Source organism: Tautonia marina (assembly GCF_009177065.1).
GTDB lineage: Bacteria > Planctomycetota > Planctomycetia > Isosphaerales > Isosphaeraceae > Tautonia > Tautonia marina.
Genome location: NZ_WEZF01000018.1, coordinates 13,049 through 34,842 on the forward strand (window position 1 = coordinate 13,049; position 21,794 = coordinate 34,842).

The 21,794-nt window shown below is 61.9% G+C and carries 13 protein-coding genes and 1 pseudogene; 10 read left to right on the forward strand and 4 right to left on the reverse strand.

Annotated features, from left to right (window positions below; genetic code table 11):
* Positions 1 to 50: 50 nt before the first annotated feature.
* Positions 51 to 982: pseudogene (locus GA615_RS28835) on the reverse strand (IS1595 family transposase); the annotation flags it as partial.
* Positions 983 to 1,706: 724 nt separating this feature from the next.
* Here GA615_RS28835 and GA615_RS19980 point away from each other — a divergent pair.
* Positions 1,707 to 2,018, forward strand: coding sequence for a hypothetical protein (locus tag GA615_RS19980; RefSeq protein WP_152053097.1), 312 nt, complete (start codon positions 1,707 to 1,709; stop codon positions 2,016 to 2,018).
* Here the strand turns inward: GA615_RS19980 and GA615_RS28765 are convergent.
* The 3 genes from GA615_RS28765 to GA615_RS19995 form a co-directional block, all read right to left on the reverse strand.
* Complete coding sequence (locus tag GA615_RS28765) at positions 2,007 to 2,174, reverse strand: hypothetical protein (protein ID WP_449343058.1); 168 nt, start codon at positions 2,172 to 2,174, stop codon at positions 2,007 to 2,009. The two genes, GA615_RS19980 and GA615_RS28765, sit on opposite strands and share 12 nt — an antisense overlap.
* A 66-nt stretch (positions 2,175 to 2,240) precedes the next feature.
* Positions 2,241 to 2,444 (reverse strand): hypothetical protein, encoded by a 204-nt coding sequence (locus tag GA615_RS28770; protein WP_152053184.1) that lies wholly within the window; start codon positions 2,442 to 2,444, stop codon positions 2,241 to 2,243.
* 25 nt (positions 2,445 to 2,469) lie between these two features.
* Positions 2,470 to 2,655: a hypothetical protein gene (locus GA615_RS19995; RefSeq protein ID WP_152053098.1), complete on the reverse strand. Its 186-nt coding sequence runs from the start codon at positions 2,653 to 2,655 to the stop codon at positions 2,470 to 2,472.
* A gap of 228 nt (positions 2,656 to 2,883) precedes the next feature.
* On the opposite strand from GA615_RS19995, the gene GA615_RS20000 reads away from it, so the two are divergent.
* The 9 genes from GA615_RS20000 to GA615_RS20040 all read left to right on the forward strand — a co-directional run bounded on the left by GA615_RS20000 (position 2,884) and on the right by GA615_RS20040 (position 21,748).
* Entirely contained in the window at positions 2,884 to 3,333 is a 450-nt protein-coding gene (locus tag GA615_RS20000; RefSeq protein WP_152053099.1) for a hypothetical protein, read from the forward strand.
* Between the two features lie 315 nt (positions 3,334 to 3,648).
* On the forward strand, positions 3,649 to 4,869 hold the full coding sequence (locus GA615_RS20005) for an efflux RND transporter periplasmic adaptor subunit (protein ID WP_152053100.1): 1,221 nt from the start codon (positions 3,649 to 3,651) through the stop codon (positions 4,867 to 4,869).
* A 58-nt stretch (positions 4,870 to 4,927) separates the two neighbouring features.
* Positions 4,928 to 8,290 (forward strand): efflux RND transporter permease subunit, encoded by a 3,363-nt coding sequence (locus GA615_RS28235; protein ID WP_152053101.1) that lies wholly within the window; start codon positions 4,928 to 4,930, stop codon positions 8,288 to 8,290.
* 416 nt (positions 8,291 to 8,706) lie between these two features.
* Positions 8,707 to 10,521: a TolC family protein gene (locus GA615_RS20015; RefSeq protein ID WP_201750257.1), complete on the forward strand. Its 1,815-nt coding sequence runs from the start codon at positions 8,707 to 8,709 to the stop codon at positions 10,519 to 10,521.
* A gap of 1,005 nt (positions 10,522 to 11,526) precedes the next feature.
* A complete protein-coding gene (locus GA615_RS20020) occupies positions 11,527 to 13,488 on the forward strand; it encodes a 2-oxoacid:acceptor oxidoreductase subunit alpha (protein ID WP_152053103.1) in 1,962 nt (653 codons plus the stop codon).
* Between the two features lie 78 nt (positions 13,489 to 13,566).
* Positions 13,567 to 14,622, forward strand: a complete 1,056-nt coding sequence (locus tag GA615_RS20025; RefSeq protein ID WP_152053104.1) for a thiamine pyrophosphate-dependent enzyme — start codon at positions 13,567 to 13,569, stop codon at positions 14,620 to 14,622.
* 1,596 nt (positions 14,623 to 16,218) lie between these two features.
* The gene (locus GA615_RS20030; RefSeq protein WP_152053105.1) at positions 16,219 to 19,329 is read left to right on the forward strand and encodes a PSD1 and planctomycete cytochrome C domain-containing protein; all 3,111 of its coding nucleotides are present in this window, start codon (positions 16,219 to 16,221) and stop codon (positions 19,327 to 19,329) included.
* Positions 19,322 to 20,800, forward strand: a complete 1,479-nt coding sequence (locus GA615_RS20035; RefSeq protein WP_152053106.1) for a DUF1501 domain-containing protein — start codon at positions 19,322 to 19,324, stop codon at positions 20,798 to 20,800. The genes GA615_RS20030 and GA615_RS20035 overlap by 8 nt, the downstream gene beginning before the upstream one ends.
* Before the next feature lie 162 nt (positions 20,801 to 20,962).
* Entirely contained in the window at positions 20,963 to 21,748 is a 786-nt protein-coding gene (locus GA615_RS20040) for an alpha/beta hydrolase (protein WP_235905576.1), read from the forward strand.
* Positions 21,749 to 21,794: the final 46 nt, after the last annotated feature.

Below are 21,794 nucleotides of genomic sequence, written 5' to 3' on the forward strand. Positions count from 1 at the left end.
CCGATCGAAATGTCAGGTTTGGCTCTTTCGGTGTTTTGGGGGGATGGCTCAAGGAGGAGCTCGATTAGGGCTCCGAGAAGCGCCTTACCTCGCCAGCGAACATGATGCGTGAACTCGAAGGAGCCCAGGTACAGCGGCAACTTCACCAGCGAGATCCCCCGATGCGGTCGCAGTCAGCTCCGCAGTAACGACCAGAAGCCTTCCATCGTATTGACGTGGACCTCGCAAAAGCCGTCCCCGTCTTCGTCCCGGGCGTACTCGCCGGCGGCATGGCAGACTGTGTGATGGGTGTAGCCCCATTTGGATAGTCGGTGGTAGATGTCGTACTCGGCGGTGGAGACCACGCTGCCCGGGGCGATCGTCGCCCGGATGAGGGGGGGCGATTGACCTCTGCCGGACGTCGCGCAGCATCCGGATCACAACCTCGCCCTTCCGCTGGATCACCCCGAAGATCGGCGGCTTCTCCTTCGCCATCGTCCCCCGCCCACGCTCGCCGTTCTTCCGCCGACGTCGCCCGGTTCGCCCTTTTTTCTCACCGCTTCGGGATGGCCCTTGTGGCCGGCCACGACGTACACCTCGTTGCACTCGACTTCGCCCGAGAGCTTCGCATCGGGCTTTCGCCGGACGACACCCTCTTGCAGCAGGGTCGCCATCCGCTGGACGTCGTCCGGGTCGAGGTCGAATTCCTGGGCGATCTGCTCGTTCGAGAGGTTCAACCCGAGAAAGTCGAGGACCAGAACCCAGGCCCGAAGCGGCTGGTGGTGGCCGACGAAGATCGAGTCGGTCGGGTCATCAAACCGGCGTCCGCAGGGCGGGCACTCGTAGCGGCGGCGTTGCGGCTCGGTATCGTCCTGGCCCTGCTTGACCACCCGGGCCGAATCGCAGCGCAGAGGGGGGAACGGACGCCGTCGGGCCAACGGAGGAGACGGACCATCTCGTAGCACTTGGCATCGTCGGTGATCCCCAGGATCTTGACGAGCATGGCGGGTATCCCCAGGCTACGGGGAAGCGGTCAGGGGGCTTCTCGGGCCTAATTGTAGGGGTAAAGTAGAACCTTCGCACCCATCTCCCTGAAACACCGGATGGGCCTACCGAAAATGTCTGCATTCCCCTGATCTCAGATACAATCGCGTTGTTCTACCGGATTATCTACCGGGTTCGCCCCCCAAATGACCGGAAAAACCTGAGAATGAACGCGACGGGACACTGGGACTTGCAAGAAATGGAAGCTTTCGTCAGATGAAGCCCCCACGCGGCTTTCGGTGCTTCTCGGCCGGTTTGAGCCTTCGCTTCGGGTCCGTGAGGTCGGAGGTTCAAACCCTCTCGCCCCGACTTTTCTTAAGTCCTTCCCGCCTCAGAGTTTAAAGGTCACTCTCTTGTGAGAATGTGCGGCCCTGAAGCTGACGTCTAAGCGCTACTGGTAGCGCTTTTGAGCCGCCAGAGATTGTGCGCAGCCGCCTTAATGCGGTCCCCTCCCAGACTACGCTCTCCTCAATTCGTGGGCCAGCCTGGGATTCGCATCTCGTCCTGAGTGCGTTTAGGGCCTCCTGATCTGGTCCTCTCTTTGACCGGATACGCAGCATGCGACAATCGGTGCGAGCCTGAGGCTGGTTGAATGCGTTTCCCAGGATGCTTCCATCCAGGATTGCTCGCAGCGCCCACATCGCGTCCCCAAGTATCGCCATCTCAAGGCCCAGGACCTGGGATTGGTCGAGATCAACGGCAAGCGCATCTACCTTGGCCGCGACAAGAGCCCCGAGTCGCTCACCAGGTACCACCGCCTTGTCCAGGAATACCGCTCCCCGCCATCCGCCGTCCCGGATGAGTCAGGTGGCGATCCCTCCTCATCGGAGGCGATCAACGAACTGATCGCAGCCTACTGGCAGCAGCACGTCGTCGTCTATGAAATCAAGGACGGCCGATCAAGCACCGAGCAGGACCATATCGGCCAGGCCTCCGGTTTCTCCGATGGCTCTACGGCAACACCCCGCCCAAAGAGTTCGGCCTCAAAGCTCTGAGAACGAGTGCAAGAAGCACATCCGCGAGGGCTTGAGAGCTGGGATTATCATGGGAATCGACGCCAATCGTCTGATCGCCTCGCTGCTCTCGGTCGTCCGCTCGTAGTCCCGGGCCAGGCGGCGGTGCCGGACCAGCCAATCGAAGCTTCGCTCCACGACCCAGCGGCGAGGCAGCAACCGGAAGCCGCCTTGGCTGATCGGCTTGCGGCCCAGTTGCCGGTCTCACCCGCTGACGGACCCCATCCAGTCGACGTCGGCCTTGTAGGCCCCTCGCCCCAGCCTCCTCCGCAGCCGGAGGAATCGGCACGGGGACTGCCGGAGCAGCGGCTGGAACCTGTCGCAGTCCTGCACCCCGGTCAAGTACTCGACCACCGCGATTACCAACCCCAGGAAGTCGAGCAGGATGTGCTGCTTCCGCCCGGCGATCCACTTGCCGGCGTCGAAGCCTTTCTCACCCCCCTTCGACGGTCTTGACCGACTGGCTGTCGACGATCGCTGCCGAGGGGCTCATCTTGCGACCTTCAGAGCGGCAAACACGGGTGCGAAGGACGTCGAGGCCCTGCTCCCAGGTGCCACCGAATCGCCACTGGAGATGGAAGGAAAAGACCGTGCCCCAGGGGAGCAGGTCGTGAGGCATGTACCGCCAGAAGGTGCAGGTCCTGCTCAGGTCGAGTAGAAGATGCCATTAGTGACCTCGCAGAGGCCGTCCGCCGTCGTGCTCTGGTGACACCAACGGCTCGATGAGCCGCCATGACTCGTCGGTGAAGTCCGGGGGATAGACAGTTCGGCTCATGGCAGACAACGAATCCGCGAATAACGCGCCGAAACGACGACGCTCACACACGTTCTCGGAGGAGATGTGGGCTTGACTCGAAAGACCGGTTCGGTGTACAAATTCTTTAAGTTCTTTTTGTATGGTGACTGCGGAGAGAGGTCAGTGGTTCGACCATCCAACGCGGAATGCTGCAGGCACTCGATTGTCGCAGACCTCGCGCTGGTTCTGTTTACTCTCTTCATGCCGGTCTGGGCCTCGCTCTCGCTGAATGCTCCCGTCGATGTGGACACCCATTCCGGGACGCTCGGCATCATTTCTGATGGCCACGGAATGTCTTTCGCTCCGGCCACCCCGGGCGGAGCATTTCTTCCTGCTGATGATTCGGCCTTCATCGAAGGGTCCGAGGAAGAGCATTCCGACCCATTCGTCGAGCTGATCTCCCCCGCCTTCAACGCAACGGACGGGCTTCACAAGGCTCGCTCCGGTCGGCTTCTGCACATCTCGCACTCGCGAACCGTTGCACTCCCGCTTCGTTGTTAACGGGCGGTCGCTACGGTCCTGCCGCGTTCGGACCCGTTGGCGAACTTCTCTCCACCGCTGCTGACGGCCGACCCAATCTTCCTTGATGCGCCGTCCCACGCGGACCGATCTGGCACGGCCGATTCACACGCCGTGGCTCGACCGCGATGACCTGGGAGAATGGGCGCCGTCGTGCAGTCGCTTACGCGGCGGGCGCAGACTCGGCTGATTCAGGACACCCGGGATCACGGTACGTCCTCGACGCCCCGGCCAGGTCCCCGCGTTTGGCGTGGGTCTGGTACCTTCGAGAGCTTTGTCGCACAAGGATCGCCAAGCATGAACGCGTTTGCTTTTGTCTGGAAACGGCCGATCACCCTGATCCTGCTGGTGTTCGGGCTGGTCTCGGGAGGACTCCTGGCTGCAGACCAGTTAGGCGTTGTTGATGTCGCCCCGGCTCTCAATAAGGCGGGCATCGAGATGACCACCCTGCTCGACAGGGTCAAAGGGATGGCCATGGCCGCTGCGTCCGAGGCCGAAGAGGAGCCCGAACACGAGCATCACACGATCGTGGTGACCAGCCCCGAAGTCATGGACGTCACCATCACCGAGCCCTATGTTTGCCAGATCCACTCTCGGCGGCACATCGACGTCTGCGCGCTGGAGGGCGGGTATCTCCAGGAGATCCTGGTCAGCGAGGGTCAGACGGTGAAGAAGGGCGACCTGATGTTCAAGGTCCTCCCAACGCTCTACCAGGCGAAGCTCGAGGCCAAGGAGGCGGAGGCCCAGCTCGCAGAGTTGGAGTACATCAACACCAAAAACCTGGCCGACAAAAACGTCGTCTCCCAGAACGAGGTGAAGTTGCTCCAGGCCAAGCTGGCGCGGGCTCAGGCTGAAGCGGAGCTGGCCCGGGCAGAGTTGAATTTCACCAATGTCGTCGCGCCCTTCGACGGCATGGTTGATCGCCTGCACAGTTTCCAGGGCAGTTTGATCACCGAGGGAGAGGTTCTCACAACGCTGTCCGACAACAGCGTGATGTGGGTCTATTTTAACGTACCAGAGGCCCGCTACCTCGAATACATGGCCGACCAAGGCCAGGAGAAAAGGGAGGATCAAATCGAACTTCGACTGGCCAACGGCAAGTTGTTCTCGCAGATTGGCACGATTGGCGCGATCGAGGCCAATTTCAACAACGAGACCGGCAACATTGCATTCCGGGCGGACTTTCCCAACCCGGAGGGACTGCTCCGGCATGGCCAGACGGGCACGGTGCTGATCAGCCGGGTCCACAAGGACGCCGTGGTCATTCCACAGCGGGCGACCTTCGAGCTGCTCGACAAGCGATACGTCTTCGTCATCGACGAGGAGGGCATCGTGCACCAGCGTCTGATCTCTTTCGAGCACGAGAAGGAAGACATCTTCCTCATTGAGAACGGCCTGACCGCGTCCGATCGGATCGTCCTCGAAGGGGTCCGAGAGGTCCGCGACGGTGAGGAGGTCGAGTTCGAATATCAGGAGCCGAGCGAAGTCCTCGCGCACCAGAAATTCCACGCGGAATAACCATCCGTTCCCTTCGCCTTACCTCCCCCACTCCCGCCGACAGCAGGCACATCAGGCCATGTTTACAAAAATCCTCTATCGGCCGGCACTGGCGATCGTAATCTCCATCATCCTGCTCTTCCTCGGGGTGTTGGGGATCGAAACACTGCCGGTGGCGCAGTTCCCGTCGGTCGCACCGCCGACGGTAATGGTGACGATCTCATACCCCGGCGCGAGCGCCAACGTCCTGGTCGACTCGGTCCTGATCCCGTTGGAGCAGTCGATCAACGGCGTGCAGAACATGCGGTACATGACGTCGTCGGCCACCAGCGCGGGCGAGGCGGCGATCACGGTCTATTTCGAGCCGGGCACGGACCCGAACATCAACGTCGTGAACGTGCAGAACCGGGTCAACATCGTGCTGTTCCAGCTTCCGCCGCTCGTCGTGCGTGAGGGAATCCTCGTCAGCCAGGTCGTGCCGAGCATGCTGACGTATGTGAACCTCTACAGTAAAGATCCCAATGCCGATCAGAAGGAGCTCTTCAACTTCGCCAACGTCTACGTCATGCCGAGACTCAAGCGGATCCCCGGCATGGGCATCCCCCGGAACCTCGGCAACCGCATCTTCGCGATGCGGGTCTGGCTCGATCCCGACCGGATGCGTGCTTACAGCATCTCCACCGAGGAGATCATGAAGGCCTTGGCGGAACAGAGCATCATCGGTTCCCCCGGGCGGTTGGGTCAGGCGACCGGCAAGACGTCGCAGTCGAAGGAGTACGTCCTGACCTACGTCGGCCGCTACAACGAGGCTGACCAGTATGAGAACATCATCCTAAGGTCCAACCCCGACGGCGAGATCCTAAGGCTCCGGGACGTGGCCGAGGTCGAGCTAGGGCCCCAGTTCTTCGATATTTACTCGGATATTGACGGGTACCCCGCGGCGTCCATCATTCTCAAACAGGCGCCCGGCTCCAACGCCGCCGAGGTGATCGAGGCCATCAAGGAGGAGCTCGAGGCGATCAAGGCCGAGTCGTTCCCGCCCGGCATGGACTACGAACTGGCCTACGACGTCTCCAAGTTTCTTGACGCGTCGATTGAGAAGGTACTGCATACGCTGATCGAGGCGTTTATCCTGGTTTCACTGGTCGTCTTCATGTTTCTTGGGGATCTGCGATCGACGCTGATCCCGACCCTCGCGGTGCCGGTGTCTTTGATCGGAACCTTCTTTGTCCTTCAAGTGTTGGGCCTGTCGATCAACCTGATTACCCTGTTCGCCATGGTCCTGGCGATCGGCGTCGTGGTGGACGACGCCATCGTGGTGGTCGAAGCGGTGCACGCCAAAATGGCTGATAAGCACCTGGCACCGTACGCGGCGACCATGGAGGTGCTCCACGAGATCAGCGGCGCGATCATCGCCATCACCCTGGTGATGACGGCCGTCTTCGTCCCGGTGACGTTCATCCCCGGGCCGGTCGGGCAATTCTACCGCCAGTTCGGCATCACGATGGCCACCTCGATCGTTCTCTCCGGCCTGGTTGCTCTCACGCTGACGCCCGTGCTCTGCGCGATGATCCTCAAGCCCCACTCCCACGGGGACGGCCACGCCGAAGGCCAGGGACACGCCAACGGCAATGGGCACGAGGGTGCGGAGAAGGAGAAGCGGGGACTCGGGAAGATTCTGCTTTTTGCGATCGGTGGGTTATTGGTCCTGGGAGGGGTGACCTACCTGGCGTACGAGCTCTGGGGACCGATCGGCTTTGGGCTGATCCTGTTGCCTTTGGTGCGGAAGCCGTTCGACCGCGCCGTCGAGAAGATCACGGGAGGCTACGCGGCCATCCTGCGACGGATCGCATCGCGACGGATTCTGACTCTGCTCGTCGTCGGGGGCTTTGCCGCCGGCATCGTGGGGGTCAACACGGAGCTGCCGACCGGCTTCATCCCGGGCGAGGACCAGGGCATCATCTACGCCGTCCTTCAGACCCCCCCGGGCTCGACCCTGGAATACACCAACGCCAAGTCACGCGAGTTGGAGGAAATCGCCAAGGAGGTCCCGGAGGTCACCTCCGTGACTTCGCTGGCCGGCTACGAGGTTCTGACCGAGGGCCGCGGCTCGAACGCGGGCACGTGCATTATCAACCTAAAAAACTGGGACGAGCGCGAGCGAACCGCGCGCGAGATCATTGAAGAGCTGGAGGAACGCTGCCAGCGGATGAGCAACGTGCGACTCGAGTTCTTCGAACCGCCTGCGGTACCCGGCTTCGGCTCGGCCGGCGGCATCTCGTTGCTCGTTCTCGACAAGACCAACTCCAACGACTATCAACGCCTTGGCGAGGTGACCGAGCAGTTCATGGCCGCTCTGCAGGAACGTCCTGAGTTATCGAACCTTTTCACCTTCTACGCGGCCAACTACCCACAGTACGAGCTGAAGATCGACAACGACGTGGCCATGCAGAAGGGTGTGTCGATCAAGACCGCGATGGACAACTTGAATATTCTTATCGGTAGCACGTGGGAGCAAGGGTTCATTCGCTTCAACCAGTTCTTTAAGGTCTTCGTTCAGGCGAAGCCGGAGTTCCGGCGGTATCCTGAGGACCTGGGAAACCTGTTTGTCAGCAACGACAAGGGGGAGATGGTCCCCTACTCCTCGTTCATGACACTGGAGAAGAAGCAGGGGCTGAACGAGATCACCCGGTTCAACCTCTACACCTCCGCCCCGATTCAGTGCGCTCCCGCCCCCGGATTCAGCAGCGGGCAGGCCATTCAGGCCATTACCAAGGTGGCCGAGGAGACACTACCCAACGGGTTCGACATCGACTGGGCGGGGCTCTCCTACGACGAGTCGAGGAAGGGGAACGAGTCGATCTACATCTTCCTGATCGTTGTGGCGTTCGTGTACCTCGTGCTGGTGGGCCAGTATGAGAGCTTCATTCTGCCCCTGGCGGTGATCCTGTCGCTGCCGATCGGGATCTTCGGCTCATTCTTCTTCCTGGAGCTCATGGGCCTGGCCAACGACGTCTACGCCCAGATCGGGTTGATCATGCTGGTCGGGCTGCTGGGCAAGAACGCGATTCTCATCGTCGAGTTCGCCGTGCAACGGCGTGAGGAGGGCCAGTCGATCCTCGACGCGGCAGTTGAGGCGGGCAAGTTACGGTTCCGGCCGATCCTGATGACTTCATTCGCCTTCATCGCCGGGCTGATCCCACTGGTGGTCGCCACCGGTGCCGGAGCGATCGGGAACCGGACGATCGGCACCACGGGGGCAGGTGGAATGCTGATCGGCACCCTGGTCGGCGTCCTGGTGATCCCCGGTCTGTACTTCCTCTTCGGCAAGCTCGCCGATGGCCGTAGCCTCCTTCAGGACGAGGTGTCCGGACCGGTCACCGAAGTCTTCGAGTATCCAGCCGGTATCCGACCGGGTCAGGACGAGTCGCACCGGGAGTGATCGGCTCGCGGAGGGTGGCTCAGGCCGCCCCAGCGCCCAGAGACAGGCCCGGACAACCCGTCCGGGCCTGTTGTCTGCGCCGACATCAGGAGCCCGCGATCCGGGTGGAGCGTCCCGGGAGACGTCGAACGAATGTCGGTTTCGTTTGGCGGTCGCAATCCGCGCAATCCTTCAAACCACGATTTCCAGACAATTCGGCTCTCAAGGTGCAATCCGGAGAAACCGATCAAAGAATATCATAGGCCTTCTCGTGTCCCACGCAGCCCGTCGACTGGACCAGGATACCCCAGAACAAACCAGACGTGAGCAGGGACGCTGATGCTACGGGTCGCTCGGTAGGATCGCCGGCGATCGCTCACCCTTCAGGGACGAGTCTGATGACCCTCTCGGCGAGATTCTCGAACGCGAGGAACGGGGTGCGCCCCATCGCGCAGTCGATTGCCTGCGGCATCCTCCTGCTCGCACTTCCGGCCTGCGGCATCCCACCTCGACGCGAAGCGGAGCCACCGCCGCCCCTGCCGGACAGCTTCGTCGGGGTCACCAGCCCGACGAACTCGTCCGACCTCGGGACCGCGGAGTTCTATCAGGACCCGGTTCTTCTGAGCCTGATCGACCAGGCCATGATGAACAATCGGGAACTGAAGATCCTGAACGAGGAGGTCCAGCTCGCCAGCACCGAGATTCTGGCACGCTCCGGGGCCTACCTCCCCTTCCTGACTGCCGGACCCACGGTGGGACTGGAGCGGTTCAGCGATCGCACGCTTGAGGGGGCCGCCATCGACATCGATCCCTTTGTTTTCGAACCCGAGAAATTCTTCAAGAATCCTCACGCTTACTATTTCGTCGGCACGAACTTTACCTGGCAGCTCGATATTTACCGGCAGCTTCGCAACGCCCGAGACGCGGCGGCCCAGCGATACGTCGCGGCCATCGAGCGACGGAACTCCTTCCAGATTGGCCTCGTCGCCGAGATCGCCGAGAACTACTACCGGCTGATGGCGTACGACAAGCGACTTGAGAACCTGAATCAGATTAATGCGTTCCTGGAGCAAAGCCTCCAGGTCGCCGAGGCCAGGAAGGAGGCCGCCCGGGACACCGAGCTGGCGGTTCTGCGGTTTGAAGCCGAACTCCGTCGGAACCAGAGCGAGCTGCTGGTTCTCTCCCAGGACATCATCGAGACTGAGAACCGCATCAACCTCCTCACTTACCGCTTCCCACAGCCGGTCGGGCGCGACTCCACGAACTTCTTCGACCTGTACATTAACACGGTCAATGTCGGCGTGCCCTCGGAGCTGCTTCAGAATCGGCCCGACATCCGCCAGGCTGAGCGCCAGCTGGTTGCTGCCGGGCTCGACGTTCAGGTCGCTCAAGCCGAATTTTACCCCCAGCTCATCCTCGACGCCGGCGTCGGTTGGGAGTCCTTCAACATGGCCGGCCTGTTCTCGCCGACAGCGGTGGCCGGCAATCTCATGGCCGGCTTCGTCGGTCCGCTGGTCAATCGAAGGGCGATCAAAGCCGACTACCTCGCCAACAATGCCCGGCAGCTCCAGGCCATTTACGACTACCAGCGGACCATCCTTCAGGCCTTCACCGAGGTCGTCAACCGCCTGACCGAGGTGCAAAACTACTCCCAGAGCGTCGAGATCAGGAAGCAGCAGATGACCGCGCTCGAGTCTGCGGTCGACGTCGCCAACCAGCTCTTCCAGTTCGCCCGTACTGAGTACCTCGACGTGCTGACCGCCCAACGCGACCTGCGGGACGCCAGGACGGCCCTGATCGACACGAAGGAGTTGCAGCTAACCGCCATTATCCGCGCCTACCAGGCACTGGGCGGTGGTGCCCTGCTTTCGGTCTCTGATCGGGAAGAAATGCTCCACCCGATCCCCCTCGTGCACGAGGCCCTCAGCGACGACGATTTCTGGAAGCTTTCGCAGACTCACTACGGCTCGGGCAAATATTTCAGAGCCCTTCGGGCGTCTCTTGAGCGAATCCTTCCCTACCGCGATCGTGCCTTCGTCACAGAGCCGCTCCCGATGTCCTCTGGCGATTCGCCCGTCCCGATCCTGCTTGAGGGGGCCCCCGAGACCAACCCGGTGGTCATCCCTGATTCGACGCCCGATGATACCTCCGAGCTTCCCCCTGATCTGCCCACCATCCCGCCGCCCCCGGCCGAGCTGGGCCCGTTTGCCCCGATGGGAACCCTCATGGATTCGAGCATCATCGCAGAATAGGTCGGGGCCGCCGGCTCGACGTCGCAGTCCTCCACGTCGATAAGCTCCTCCTTCTGGAAACGTCTGGCTGAGCTTTCAACGAACGCGTTCGACCAAGCCCCTATTTGGCGGCTAAGCCGATAGGGGTTTGGTCAAGACAGCGACCTGCCCGAGACGTAGGAGTACAGGACGCGAGAGACAGCCCAGGGCCGCGAGGAGTCGTAACCAATCCGCAATCGCCGGTTCCGGAGGACCTACCTGGCCTCACGGAGGGGAAGGGCTGAAGCCAATCGGTCTGGCGACGTCGTCCCGAGTGCGGTCCCGTGGGAAGACAATTGAGGTCCGTTGTTCTCTCAACGACTTGGAACGAGATGTCAAGGAATTCGCCCGCGGTGTGCAAGGCCAATCGAGTATTGAGAAGGGATTTCACTGAATGATTGGCATAGCCTTCCGCGAAGACGAGGCTCGGACTGACGAGCGGAACTTGCGCGAAAACCTCGCATGGCTCGATCGGTTTGAGTTGTCGCTGCTGAATCAGCACTCCTCACGCCAGAGCGTGTAGATGAAACGGCTCAGTTGCGGATGGATCGCCCCTTTCTTCCGAAAAAACACGAACACATAAAGAAATTTTTTATTTCACAACATCATTACATCCGCTTCCAAAGGACGCTAGGCCGTACAGGCTTCATGCCAGATTCGGGCCAACTGAACGTGGATTCCGTGCCCAACAGCTCGTTCTGCCAGAGATTCTAATCGATTTCTGAGAAAGATTCGCCAGCCCAGGTTTCGACGCTGATCCTTCTGGGGTATTGCCACGAATTCCGCATCGGGGATTGCAGAACGATGAGAGATTTGCTGCACTGAAAAGAGGGGTTAGGGGTATGATCGGCCCGGAGAATGAGTCCCAAGCGTTCCGGGCGCGTCCGCGAGGGCGTTACACATCAAAGAGGGGTCCCCGCTCGCGGACGTGCGGCCGTCGTGCCCGCTTCGATAACGCACAGTCGGACCATTCCTGCGAGGCACCAGATGACGACCTCGGTTCAATCGCAACCCGAGATGGGTGGCGTTGCGGACGCGCGCGGTTCGGTCAACGACCTGGCAATTCGGGTCGGGACGGTCAACGGCTCAGGGAGCCAGTCGGCGAACCTCGTGCTGGTGCGGGCCCTGTTCGCGATGGGCATCCCCTGCGCGGCGAAGAACGTGTTCCCCTCGAACATCGAGGGGTTGCCGACCTGGTTCCACATCCGGGCCTGCGAGAAGGGGTACATCGGCAACCACCCGGACCCTCAGGTGCTCGTCTGCATGAACGAGCAGACGGCCGCCGACGACGTGTCCCAGCTCTGTTCCGGAGGCGTGTGCATTTATCGAGATGATTTCAAGGAGGGCATCGGCGGGCTCCGCGACGATGTTCGGTTCGTCCCGGTGCCGTTCGCGAAGCTCGTTGGCGAAGCGTACCCGCCGGACAAGTCGGACCCGGGATACCGCGAAAAGCTCCGCAAGGTCATCAACATGGTGTACGTCGGCGTGGTCGCCGGTGGGACCGGGATCGAGATGGACGCCGTGCGAGCGGCGATCCGGCAGCAATTCCCCGGTCGCAAGGCAAAGGCCGCCGAGATCAACATCGCCGCGGCCGAGGCCGGCTACGCGTGGGTCATGGAGAATCTGCCAGAGGGCCTGCCGTACCGGGTCGAGCGGATGGACGGCACCGCGGGCAAGATCCTCGTTGAGGGCAACCAGGCCGCTGCGCTGGGCGCGGTCTTCGGTGGGGCGACCGTCCTCAGTTGGTACCCGATCACGCCCTCCAGCAGCCTGGCCGAGTATGCCGAGGCTTACCTCAAGAAGTACCGGACCAACCCCGACGGCACTCGCAACTTCACCGTCGTGCAGGCCGAGGACGAGCTGGCGGCCATCGGCATGGGTGTCGGCGCCGGCTGGGCCGGGGCCCGGTCAATCACTGCGACCAGCGGGCCAGGCATCTCGTTGATGGCCGAGTTCGTCGGCCTGGCGTACTTCGCCGAGATCCCCGTGGTCATCGTCGATGTCCAGCGCATGGGGCCATCCACCGGCCTACCGACCCGCACCAGCCAGGGCGACATCCTCGCGATGCATACGCTCGGTCATGGCGACGGCCGACACATCGTGCTCATCCCCGCCTCGCCGGCCGAGTGCTTCGCGATGACGGCCGAGGCACTCGACCTGGCCGCCGAGTTCCAGACGCCGGTGTTCGTCGCTACCGACCTCGACCTCGGCATGAACCTCTGGATGAGCGACCCGTTCGAGTACCCCGAAAAGCCCATCCGGCGCGGCAAGGTCCTCGACGCCGAGGCGCTGGAGGCCCACATCCAGGAGTTCGGCAGCTTCGGCCGCTATCGGGACGTCGACGGCGACGGCGTCTGCTACCGCACCCTGCCCGGCACCGAGCACCCCCTGGCGGCATACTTCACCCGCGGCACCGGCCACAACGAGAAGTCTGGCTACAGCGAGCGGCCCGAGGACTGGCGGGCAAATCTCGACCGGCTCACGCGCAAGCTGGAGTCCGCCCGCGCCTCGTTGCCGAAGCCGGTCATCGAGGCCGATCCCGACGCCCACGTGGGCCTGATCGCCTACGGTTCAAGCCACTGGGCGGCCGTCGAGGCCCGTGACCTGTTGCGCGAGCAGGGGATCCCCACCGGCTACTGCCGGCTGCGAGCCCTGCCGATCGACAACACTCTCGGCCCCGGCTTCGTCGAGAAGTACGACCGCGTCTACGTGGTCGACCAGAACCGCGACGGCCAGGTCAATAGCCTGCTGCGGATGACGCTGGTCGGCGGTCTCGACGCCCGGCTGATCTCCGTGACCCACTCCAACGGTACACCGATCGCCGCCGCCGACATCGCCGGGCCGATTACCAACTGGGAGCGTTCCTTCCACCACGACGGATCGCTCACCACGCCCTCTCAGCCCCCCAGTGAGCCCCGCTCCGACGGGCCGGTCGTCTCGACCGAGTAGGCAGATTACCTCCGCCTGTTCTCGGTCTTCTGTGATCTGGAATTCGTCAGCAGCCATCCTTCGGGGGTTTCAAGGATCATGTCGAAAGCTGAAGCAACCATCGAGGTCCGATCCAACGGCCACACCCTGAGCCTGCCGATCGTGGCGTTCCAGGGTTCACCGTCGACCCTGTGCAAGGGATGTGGGCACAACAGCATCACCAGCAGATTGATCGACGTGGCAAAGGCTGTCGGGTTGAACCCTTACACCACGGTCAAGCTCAGCGGCATCGGATGTTCGAGCAAGACGCCGGCCTATTTCCTCAACTACAGCCACGGGTTCAACGCCCTGCACGGCCGCATGCCCAGCGTGGCCACCGGCGCCTTGCTGGCCAACCACCGTCTGACGATCATCGGCATCAGCGGCGACGGCGATACGGCCAACATCGGTCTCGGCCAGTTCAAGCACGCCTGTCGTCGGAACTTGCCGATACTCTACATCGTTGAGAACAACGGCTGCTACGGCCTGACCAAGGGCCAGTTCTCCGCCACCGCCGACCTCCACGCCAGGCTCCGTCGCGCCAGCGGCGAGGAGAACCCGGCCGCCCCCTTCGACCTGTGCCTGGAGGCCATCGTCGGTGGCGCGTCGTTCGTCGCCCGCTCCTTCGCCGGCGACAAGAAGCAGCTTGACTCGCTCCTCAAGGCGGCCCTGGCTCACAAGGGATTGGCCTTCCTGGACATCATCAGTCCTTGCGTGACCTTCAACGACTTCCCTGAGTCGACCAAGAGCTGGACCTGGGGACGTGAGCACAACGAGCCGCTCCAGGAGATCGGCTTCGTCCCCCGGCTACCCGAGATCGAGGTCGAGCAGCAGGCTGGCCAGCTCACGAAGGTCCAGCTCCACGACGGATCGACCATCACGCTGCGAGCCCTTCGGGAGGACCACCACGACGTCCGCAGCCGAGCCTCGGCGATGGACCTGATCCTCAGCAGCCAGGAGCGCAACGAGTTCCTCACCGGGCTGCTCTACGTCGCGCCGGAGAAGCCCGATTTCCTCGACACGCTCGGCATGACCGACACGCCCCTCGCCCACCTCCCCGACGAAGCCCTCCGCCCCAGTCCAGAGGCCCTGGCCGACGCGATGGAAGCATTTTGATCGCCTGTTCCCCAGGAAGGTTGGACCCGTCACTCACGAGTGCCATCGCTCACCCTGAACGAGGGATCGTGCGGGGCAGAACAGACAACGGGAGGCTTGAAACCGTTCGATGGAGCCCCATCTTGACCAATCCGTTCAGGGCGGTTTGGTCGGAACGAGGACTGAACCAATTCGGGGCCGCCTGAGTACGTGAAGATGACGATAGGCCCGGGCACACCGGATGATCCTCAGGAGGATTGCCACCGGCTGTCCATCGGCAGCCGATTCGAATCGTCCGACATCAGTCACCGTAAGGAGAGCGCTGGTCAGAATCGCCAGAACCGAAGCCTCCTTGGTGAAATCCTCGAACATGCCATGATCCGAATTGCCCCTGATCATCGACGGATGAGAACCTGGACGTCTCTGGTCCAGCCTGCCAGAAGAGCATCCACGATTTGAAACACTGGCAACCTAGCGCAAACAGGCACAATCAAATACAGTTACAAATAACATTATCCTCTGCCGAATAGTCTCACTCGCTCGCCCCCTGAATGACCGGGAAAACCTGGTAATGGGGGTAACGAGACACGGAACTCGTAAGAAATGCAAGCTTTCGAAAAGCGAAATCCCCAGCTGACTCTCGGTGCTTCTTGGCCGGTTTGAGCCTTCGCTTCGAGTCCGTGAGGCCGGAGGTTCAATTCCTCTCGCCCCAACTCTGGTGAGCAATCGGCATACGACGAGCTGAGTGCCCTCCTGGATATTCTGTACAGAGAGACTCCAGAGACTTTCGGGATGATTTCTTTCGCTTCGAAAGTGGCTCAAGCCCCTGCCTGAAAGGTTTGAGATCTATCGCGATTACGTCCAGCCCTACCGGAGGAGGCACCAGAGCTTGCCCACCGGGACAGGGGGTTCGCGGCTTTGCCAATAAATGATGAGGTGGCGAGGGCCGCCCCGGCACGGGCTCTTGCAGAGGATGCTTGAGATCCTCAAGCTGTGCCAGGCAGACCGAGCAAGGCGAAGCAGACCGCTTGCTCGTGCCACGAAGTTATGAATGAGAGTTGCTGGGCCGAGGAGTCGTGGCCTGAGACGCCCGAGTGGTTGTCCAACACCCTCACGGTAAACGGTGTCGTCGCCTGGGTAAAGCGGACGAACCGAACCCCCCGAGAGGACCCGGCCAAGGCCGCGCTGATCTTGGTGGGATCACGATCCTCGCCGATCTTTATGGATCGTAAGACGGCCAACTATACCGAGGGCATGCCCCTCCCCTCGTGAATGCCACCGATGCAAACACACTTCTTTTCAATTAAAAAACATTTTGGTCTTTACTTCATCCTCAAGCCGCCTCCAGGAGTGCGCTGGAAATGGGATTTGCCATCCCTTAATCCGTTGAGATGCGACCAACGCAGGCTGGACCTAGACATCATTCGGGCAGGGCGATAGGCTAATGTTAGCCAGTGATTTAACATCGTTTCTGCTTCGATGACGCCGCATCTTCGATTCCAGAAAAGGTTCGTGAGTCGGTGAGAGGTTTCCTTCACGATGCGGTCTGTGGCCCCGAGACCAATTCCAATTCGGTTGCACCCACTGCCGCCACGAGCCTGACGTGAGCGTACCGACATGCCCGGCTCCCACAAGCGACGTGTTCACGGACTCTCTCTGCTTCTGGCCGCCTGCGCCTGTACGATCTCGGCCCGAGCCGCGTCAGACAGTCCTACCTATAACCGAGACGTACGGCCGATCCTCTCGGAGCATTGCTTTTCCTGTCACGGCCCAGACCCGGAGAGCCGCAAAGCGGACCTCCGCCTTGACACTTTCGAGGCCGCGACAGCCGATCGGGGAGGCTTCGCAGCGCTGATACCGGGTGATCCCGAACTGAGCGAACTGGTCTACCGCATTGAGTCGGATGACGAACTTGACGTCATGCCGCCGCCGGAGTCACACAAGCCCCTCACCGCCGACCAGAAGCAACTCATTCGAGCGTGGGTTGCCGATGGAGCCGAGTACGAGCCGCACTGGTCGTTCGTCCCTCCGCAACGAGCTGACATTCCCGAGATCGAACCAGGTCAGAAAGACATCCATCCGATCGACGCATTCGTACGCCGTCGGCTCCGCCAGGAGGGCCTGGACCTCGCCCCGGCGGCACCACCGCATACCCTGATGCGACGTCTCTCCTTCGACCTCACGGGGCTCCCCCCCGCGCCAGAAGAGGTCGAGACGTTCACCGCCGACCCGTCGGCGGAAACCTATCGGGAGATGGTCGACCGCCTTCTGGAATCGCCCCATCACGCCGAGCGGATGGCCATGTGGTGGCTCGACGCAGCCCGATACGCGGACACCGACGGCTTCCAGCAGGATGCCCTTCGGGACAACTGGCCCTGGCGAGACTGGGTTGTTGACGCATTCCGGCGAAACGTGCCCTTCGATCAGTTTACGATCGAGCAGTTTGCCGGCGATTTGCTGCCCGATGCCTCGCCTGAGCAGGTTCTGGCTACTGCGTTTCACCGCAACCACATGACCAACGGTGAGGGGGGGCGTGATCCCGAGGAGTCTCGGATCGACTACGTCATCGACCGGGTCAACACCACCGGGACAGTCTGGCTCGGTATGACCCTCGGTTGTGCCCAATGCCACACGCACAAGTTCGACCCAATCTCGCATGCAGATTATTATGAACTGTTTGCGTTCTTTAATAGCGTTGACGAGGACGGTCGGGCCGGAAAAGCCGCGAAGCCGTACCTAACCTATGAGTCTCCTTATGCAGACCGTGCCCTTCGCGAGGCGGAGCAAACCGTTGACGAACGGCGGGAGGGGGAAATCCTGGCCCGGCAGGATGCTCGGCGCGGGTTTGAGGACTGGCTTACGGATCAGATCAAGCGAGTTGACAAGGGCTTCTTCAGGCCATGGCACACGCTTCAGCCAACGTTGCTGGAGTCGGTCGAGGGTACCGGACTGACCCAAGGAGACGACGGGATCATCCAGGCGGGCGGACCGAACCCAACGCAGGACGACTACAAAGTGATTGGCTCCCCTGCCCTCGACCGCATCACCGGCATCCGGCTCGAAGTTCTCCCGGATCCCGAGCGCGATCCGATCGGCCTGTCACGGGGACAGAGTGGCGAGTTCATCCTCACCGATGTGAAGTTACAGGTCCGCCGTCGGGGACGGTCGCAGATTCGGCCCGTCTCGATCTCAGGAGCCGTCGCCGACGCCGAACGCGAGGTCAAGGGACGCGATTACGGCCGAGTCCTTGACACCCTCGACGACGACCCACGCAACGGCTGGACGACCGGCTCGGAGGGGCTCGACCAACCTCACCGGGCCATCTTTGCGTTGGAAGAACCGCTCACGCTGGAGGACGACGAAGAACTGATCTTCGTCATGCTCCATCGATCCACGCAAGGCGATGCCAACATTGCACGCTTCCGTATCTCTGTCACTGACCAACCGGGCGTCGCCGTCCAATCACTCGACCCGATGCCTCTCGAACGCCTCGCCGCGGCACAAGTAGAAACCATCAGAGCCATCTCCCCCGAATTGCAGGAAGCGCTCTTCGAGCAGTATCTCATCGACCACCCCGACTATCAGCGGGAGCGGGCGAAGCTCGACCTCGCCCAGCGGCAGCTTGAGGAAATCCGCAAGGCCTCCGGTCCTGTCGAGGTGATGGTCCTGGCAGATCGGGAAACACCCCGCACAACCCATGTGTTGGAGCGTGGGGTCTGGGACCAGAAGGGAGAGACCGTGGTCCCAGCGGTCCCAGAAGCAATCGCGCCCCGTCCCCCGGATCAGACCCGGTCCCGGCTCGATCTGGCCGAATGGCTGGTGGCACGCGACAACCCGCTGACAGCCCGGGTGGTTGTCAATCACCTTTGGCAGATCTGCTTTGGGGAGGGCTTGGTCCGTACGCCTGAGGACTTCGGGGCTCAAGGTGAGCTACCGACACACCCCGAACTGCTCGACTGGCTCGCCGTCGAGTTGATGGACCACGATTGGGACCTGCGTCATCTCCTCCGACTGATCGTCACCAGCGACACCTATCGCCAGTCCAGCCAGTTCCGCGAAGAGCTTCAGGAACGGGATCCCGAGAACCGCTTCCTGGCCCGAGCACCCCGATTCCGTCTTCCTAGCTGGATGATCCGAGATGCGGCCCTCCGGTCCAGCGGCCTGCTCAATCCTGCGCTTGGTGGTCCTCCGGTTCGGCCGTACCAGCCCGAGGGGGTCTGGGAAGAGATGTTCATGGGTCGGCTCTCCTACGAACCCAGCCAGGGACCGGCCCAGTATCGGCGCACCCTCTACGCCTTCTGGAGACGTTCGGCAGCTCCGACATTCCTCTTCGACAGCGCCCAGCGTCGGGTCTGTGAAGTGAAACCGCGCCGAACCAACACACCGTTACATGCGCTGACCTTGCTCAATGACCAAGGCATCCTTGAGGCCTCCGCCGAGTTGGCACGGGTCGTGATGACCGAATGCGAAGATGTCGAAGAACGCCTCGACCTCATGTTCACTCGGGTCCTCTCACGGCCGGCAACGCCACCTGAGATGACGGTCCTTCTCCGCGAATTCGAGCGAGCCTCACGACACTACACACAATCGCCCGACGATACCGTCAACCTGCTCGAAGGTCTGGGTCAGCCTGGGGAGAGCTCAGCCGGTCCCGACCACGAACGCGCCGCCTACACCGTCGTCGCCAGCATGGTCTTCAATCTGGACGAGGCGATCTCCCGTGAATGAGTTCCCCGACCTCCATTGTGATTCGGCTTTTGCAACGCGAATTGCGATCTCCCGCCGCTACTTCCTGGGCCGCTGCACCGGCGCTAGCCTGGGAGCGATGGCCTTGGGCTTGATGGAAGCGGCCTCGGCGGCTCGGGAGGGAGCGAACGCACCGCTCGGACTGCCAGGCCTTCCCCATTTCCCACCTCGGGCGAAGCACGTAATCTTCCTGACACAGTCAGGCGGCCCCTCTCAGATCGAGCTGTTCGATCACAAGCCCGGCCTCCAGGAATGGGCCGGCAAGGAATTGCCCGACAGCGTTCGCCAGGGTCAGCGTGTCACCACGATGACGGCCAACCAGAAGCAGTTGATCATGCCTTCCCGGACCCGCTTCGCTCGCCACGGCGAGAGCGGCGCGACGATTGGGGAATGGCTTCCTCACCTCACTGAGGTGGTTGACGACCTCTGCTTCGTCAAGTCGATGGTCACCGATCAGATCAACCACGCCCCGGCCATGACCAAGTTCCTGACCGGGCACCAGCTTCCAGGTCGGCCGAGTATCGGCGGCTGGACCAGCTACGGACTCGGCAGTGAGAACCGCGATCTGCCGGATTATCTCGTCCTTATCTCCCGGATGCAGCGACCGAGCGACCAGCCGCTGTATGACCACTACTGGGGGAGCGGGTTCTTGCCGTCGCGCTACCAGGGGGTCAAGCTGCGCAACGCCCGCGATCCGGTCCTCTACCTCCGAGACCCCGAGGGGATGCCCCGGCACGTCCGGCGGGGGATGCTCGACGGGCTCGGCGAGTTGAACCGACTGCATCTGGACGAGACCGGCGACCCTGAAATCGCCACTCGAATTCAGCAGTACGAGATGGCCTGGCAGATGCAGTCGAGCGTTCCGGAACTGAGCGACCTCAGCGACGAGCCGGAAGAAACCTTCGAACTGTACGGCCCCGACTCACGCAGGGCAGGGACCTACGCGGCCAACTGCATTCTCGCCCGTCGCCTGGTCGAACGCGGTGTGCGATTCGTCCAGCTTTTCCACCCCGACTGGGACCACCACAGCCGCTTGAACTCCTGGTGCACCGCTCGGTGCCGTGACACCGATCAGGCCAGCGCCGCTTTGGTGAAGGACCTGAAGCGCCGCGGGTTGCTCGACGAGACTCTTGTCGTCTGGGGAGGCGAGTTCGGCCGAGGCGTCGCCGGTCAGGGTCAGTGGGATAGCCTCGAAGCTGGTCGCGATCATCATCCTCGCTGCTTCACCGTCTGGCTTGCCGGCGGCGGCATCAAGGCCGGACTGACGCACGGCGCGACCGACGACTTCAGCTTCAATGTCGTCGAAGACCCCGTCCACGTCCGTGACCTCCACGCCACCATCCTCCACCTGCTAGGCATCGACCACGATCGCTTCACCTACCGGTACCAGGGGCTGGACTTCAAGCTCACCGGAGTTGAGCATGCAAAGGTCGTGAAGGCGATTCTGGCGTAACCCAAACGCCGTCGCCAGCACGAACCAAGACATCTCAAGTCCAACCCTTTCCGGTCAAGGTCCATTCACATGAACGCAAGATTGATCGCGGGCTGCTTGCCCCTTCTATTGCTCCCCTGCCTGATAACCACTGCACAGGAGGTGACACGCGATGTTCCGTACGTGCAGAACGGTCACGAACGACATGTCCTCGACATCTACACCCCCGAAGCCGAACGCGACACGGCCCTTCCGGTGATCGTCTGGGTGCATGGCGGCGGGTGGCAGGTCGGCGACAAGAGCGACGTCGCCCTCAAGCCCAAGGTCTTGACCGAGCGGGGATTCGTCTTCGTCTCCACCAACTATCGCCTGCTCCCCGACGTGGACATGGAAACGCTCATGGGCGATGTCGCCAAGGCAATTGGCTGGGTGCATCGGAACATCGCCGAGTACGGGGGTGATCCCGATCGGATCGTCGTCGGCGGGCACTCCGCGGGCGCTCAGGTCGCGGCACTCCTGTGTACCAACGAGCGATACCTTGAGGCAGAGGACGTTCCCTTCGATGTCCTCGAAGGCTGCATTCCCGTCGACGGCGACACCTACGACATCCCCAAAATCATCATGACCGCCGAGCTACGCCAGGCTCTGTACGGCGGTGAGATGTTCACCTTCGGCCATCGTCAGAAGTTCGGTAACGACCCGAAGAAGCATGTTGATTTTTCAGCGGTGACTCATGTGGTCCGGGACAAGGGAATCCCGCCGTTCCTGATCCTCTACTTCCCCGGCAATCCCGAAACCAGAGCCCAGGCGCAGTGCCTTGAAACCGCGCTGAAGGAGGCCGACATCCCCGTCACGTCCTTCGGAAAAAGTGACAGCAACCACAGCCGCCTGAATAACGATCTCGGAATCCCCGAAGACCCTGCCACGCAAGCGCTTTACACCTTCCTCGACACGCATGTGAAGCGCTGACGGCTCCCGATCGGGCATGTCCCACGAACACAATCGGTTCGCGGAT

What these genes read in the sequence shown, in the direction of transcription:
- GA615_RS20005 (WP_152053100.1), top strand. Translation starts at nt 3,649, where the DNA reads ATGAACGCGTTTGCTTTTGTCTGGAAACGGCCGATCACCCTGATCCTG.
- GA615_RS28235 (WP_152053101.1), top strand. Translation starts at nt 4,928, where the DNA reads ATGTTTACAAAAATCCTCTATCGGCCGGCACTGGCGATCGTAATCTCC.
- GA615_RS20025 (WP_152053104.1), top strand. Translation starts at nt 13,567, where the DNA reads ATGTCGAAAGCTGAAGCAACCATCGAGGTCCGATCCAACGGCCACACC.
- GA615_RS20020 (WP_152053103.1), top strand. Translation starts at nt 11,527, where the DNA reads ATGACGACCTCGGTTCAATCGCAACCCGAGATGGGTGGCGTTGCGGAC.
- GA615_RS19995 (WP_152053098.1), bottom strand. Translation starts at nt 2,655, where the DNA reads ATGCCTCACGACCTGCTCCCCTGGGGCACGGTCTTTTCCTTCCATCTC.
- GA615_RS20030 (WP_152053105.1), top strand. Translation starts at nt 16,219, where the DNA reads ATGCCCGGCTCCCACAAGCGACGTGTTCACGGACTCTCTCTGCTTCTG.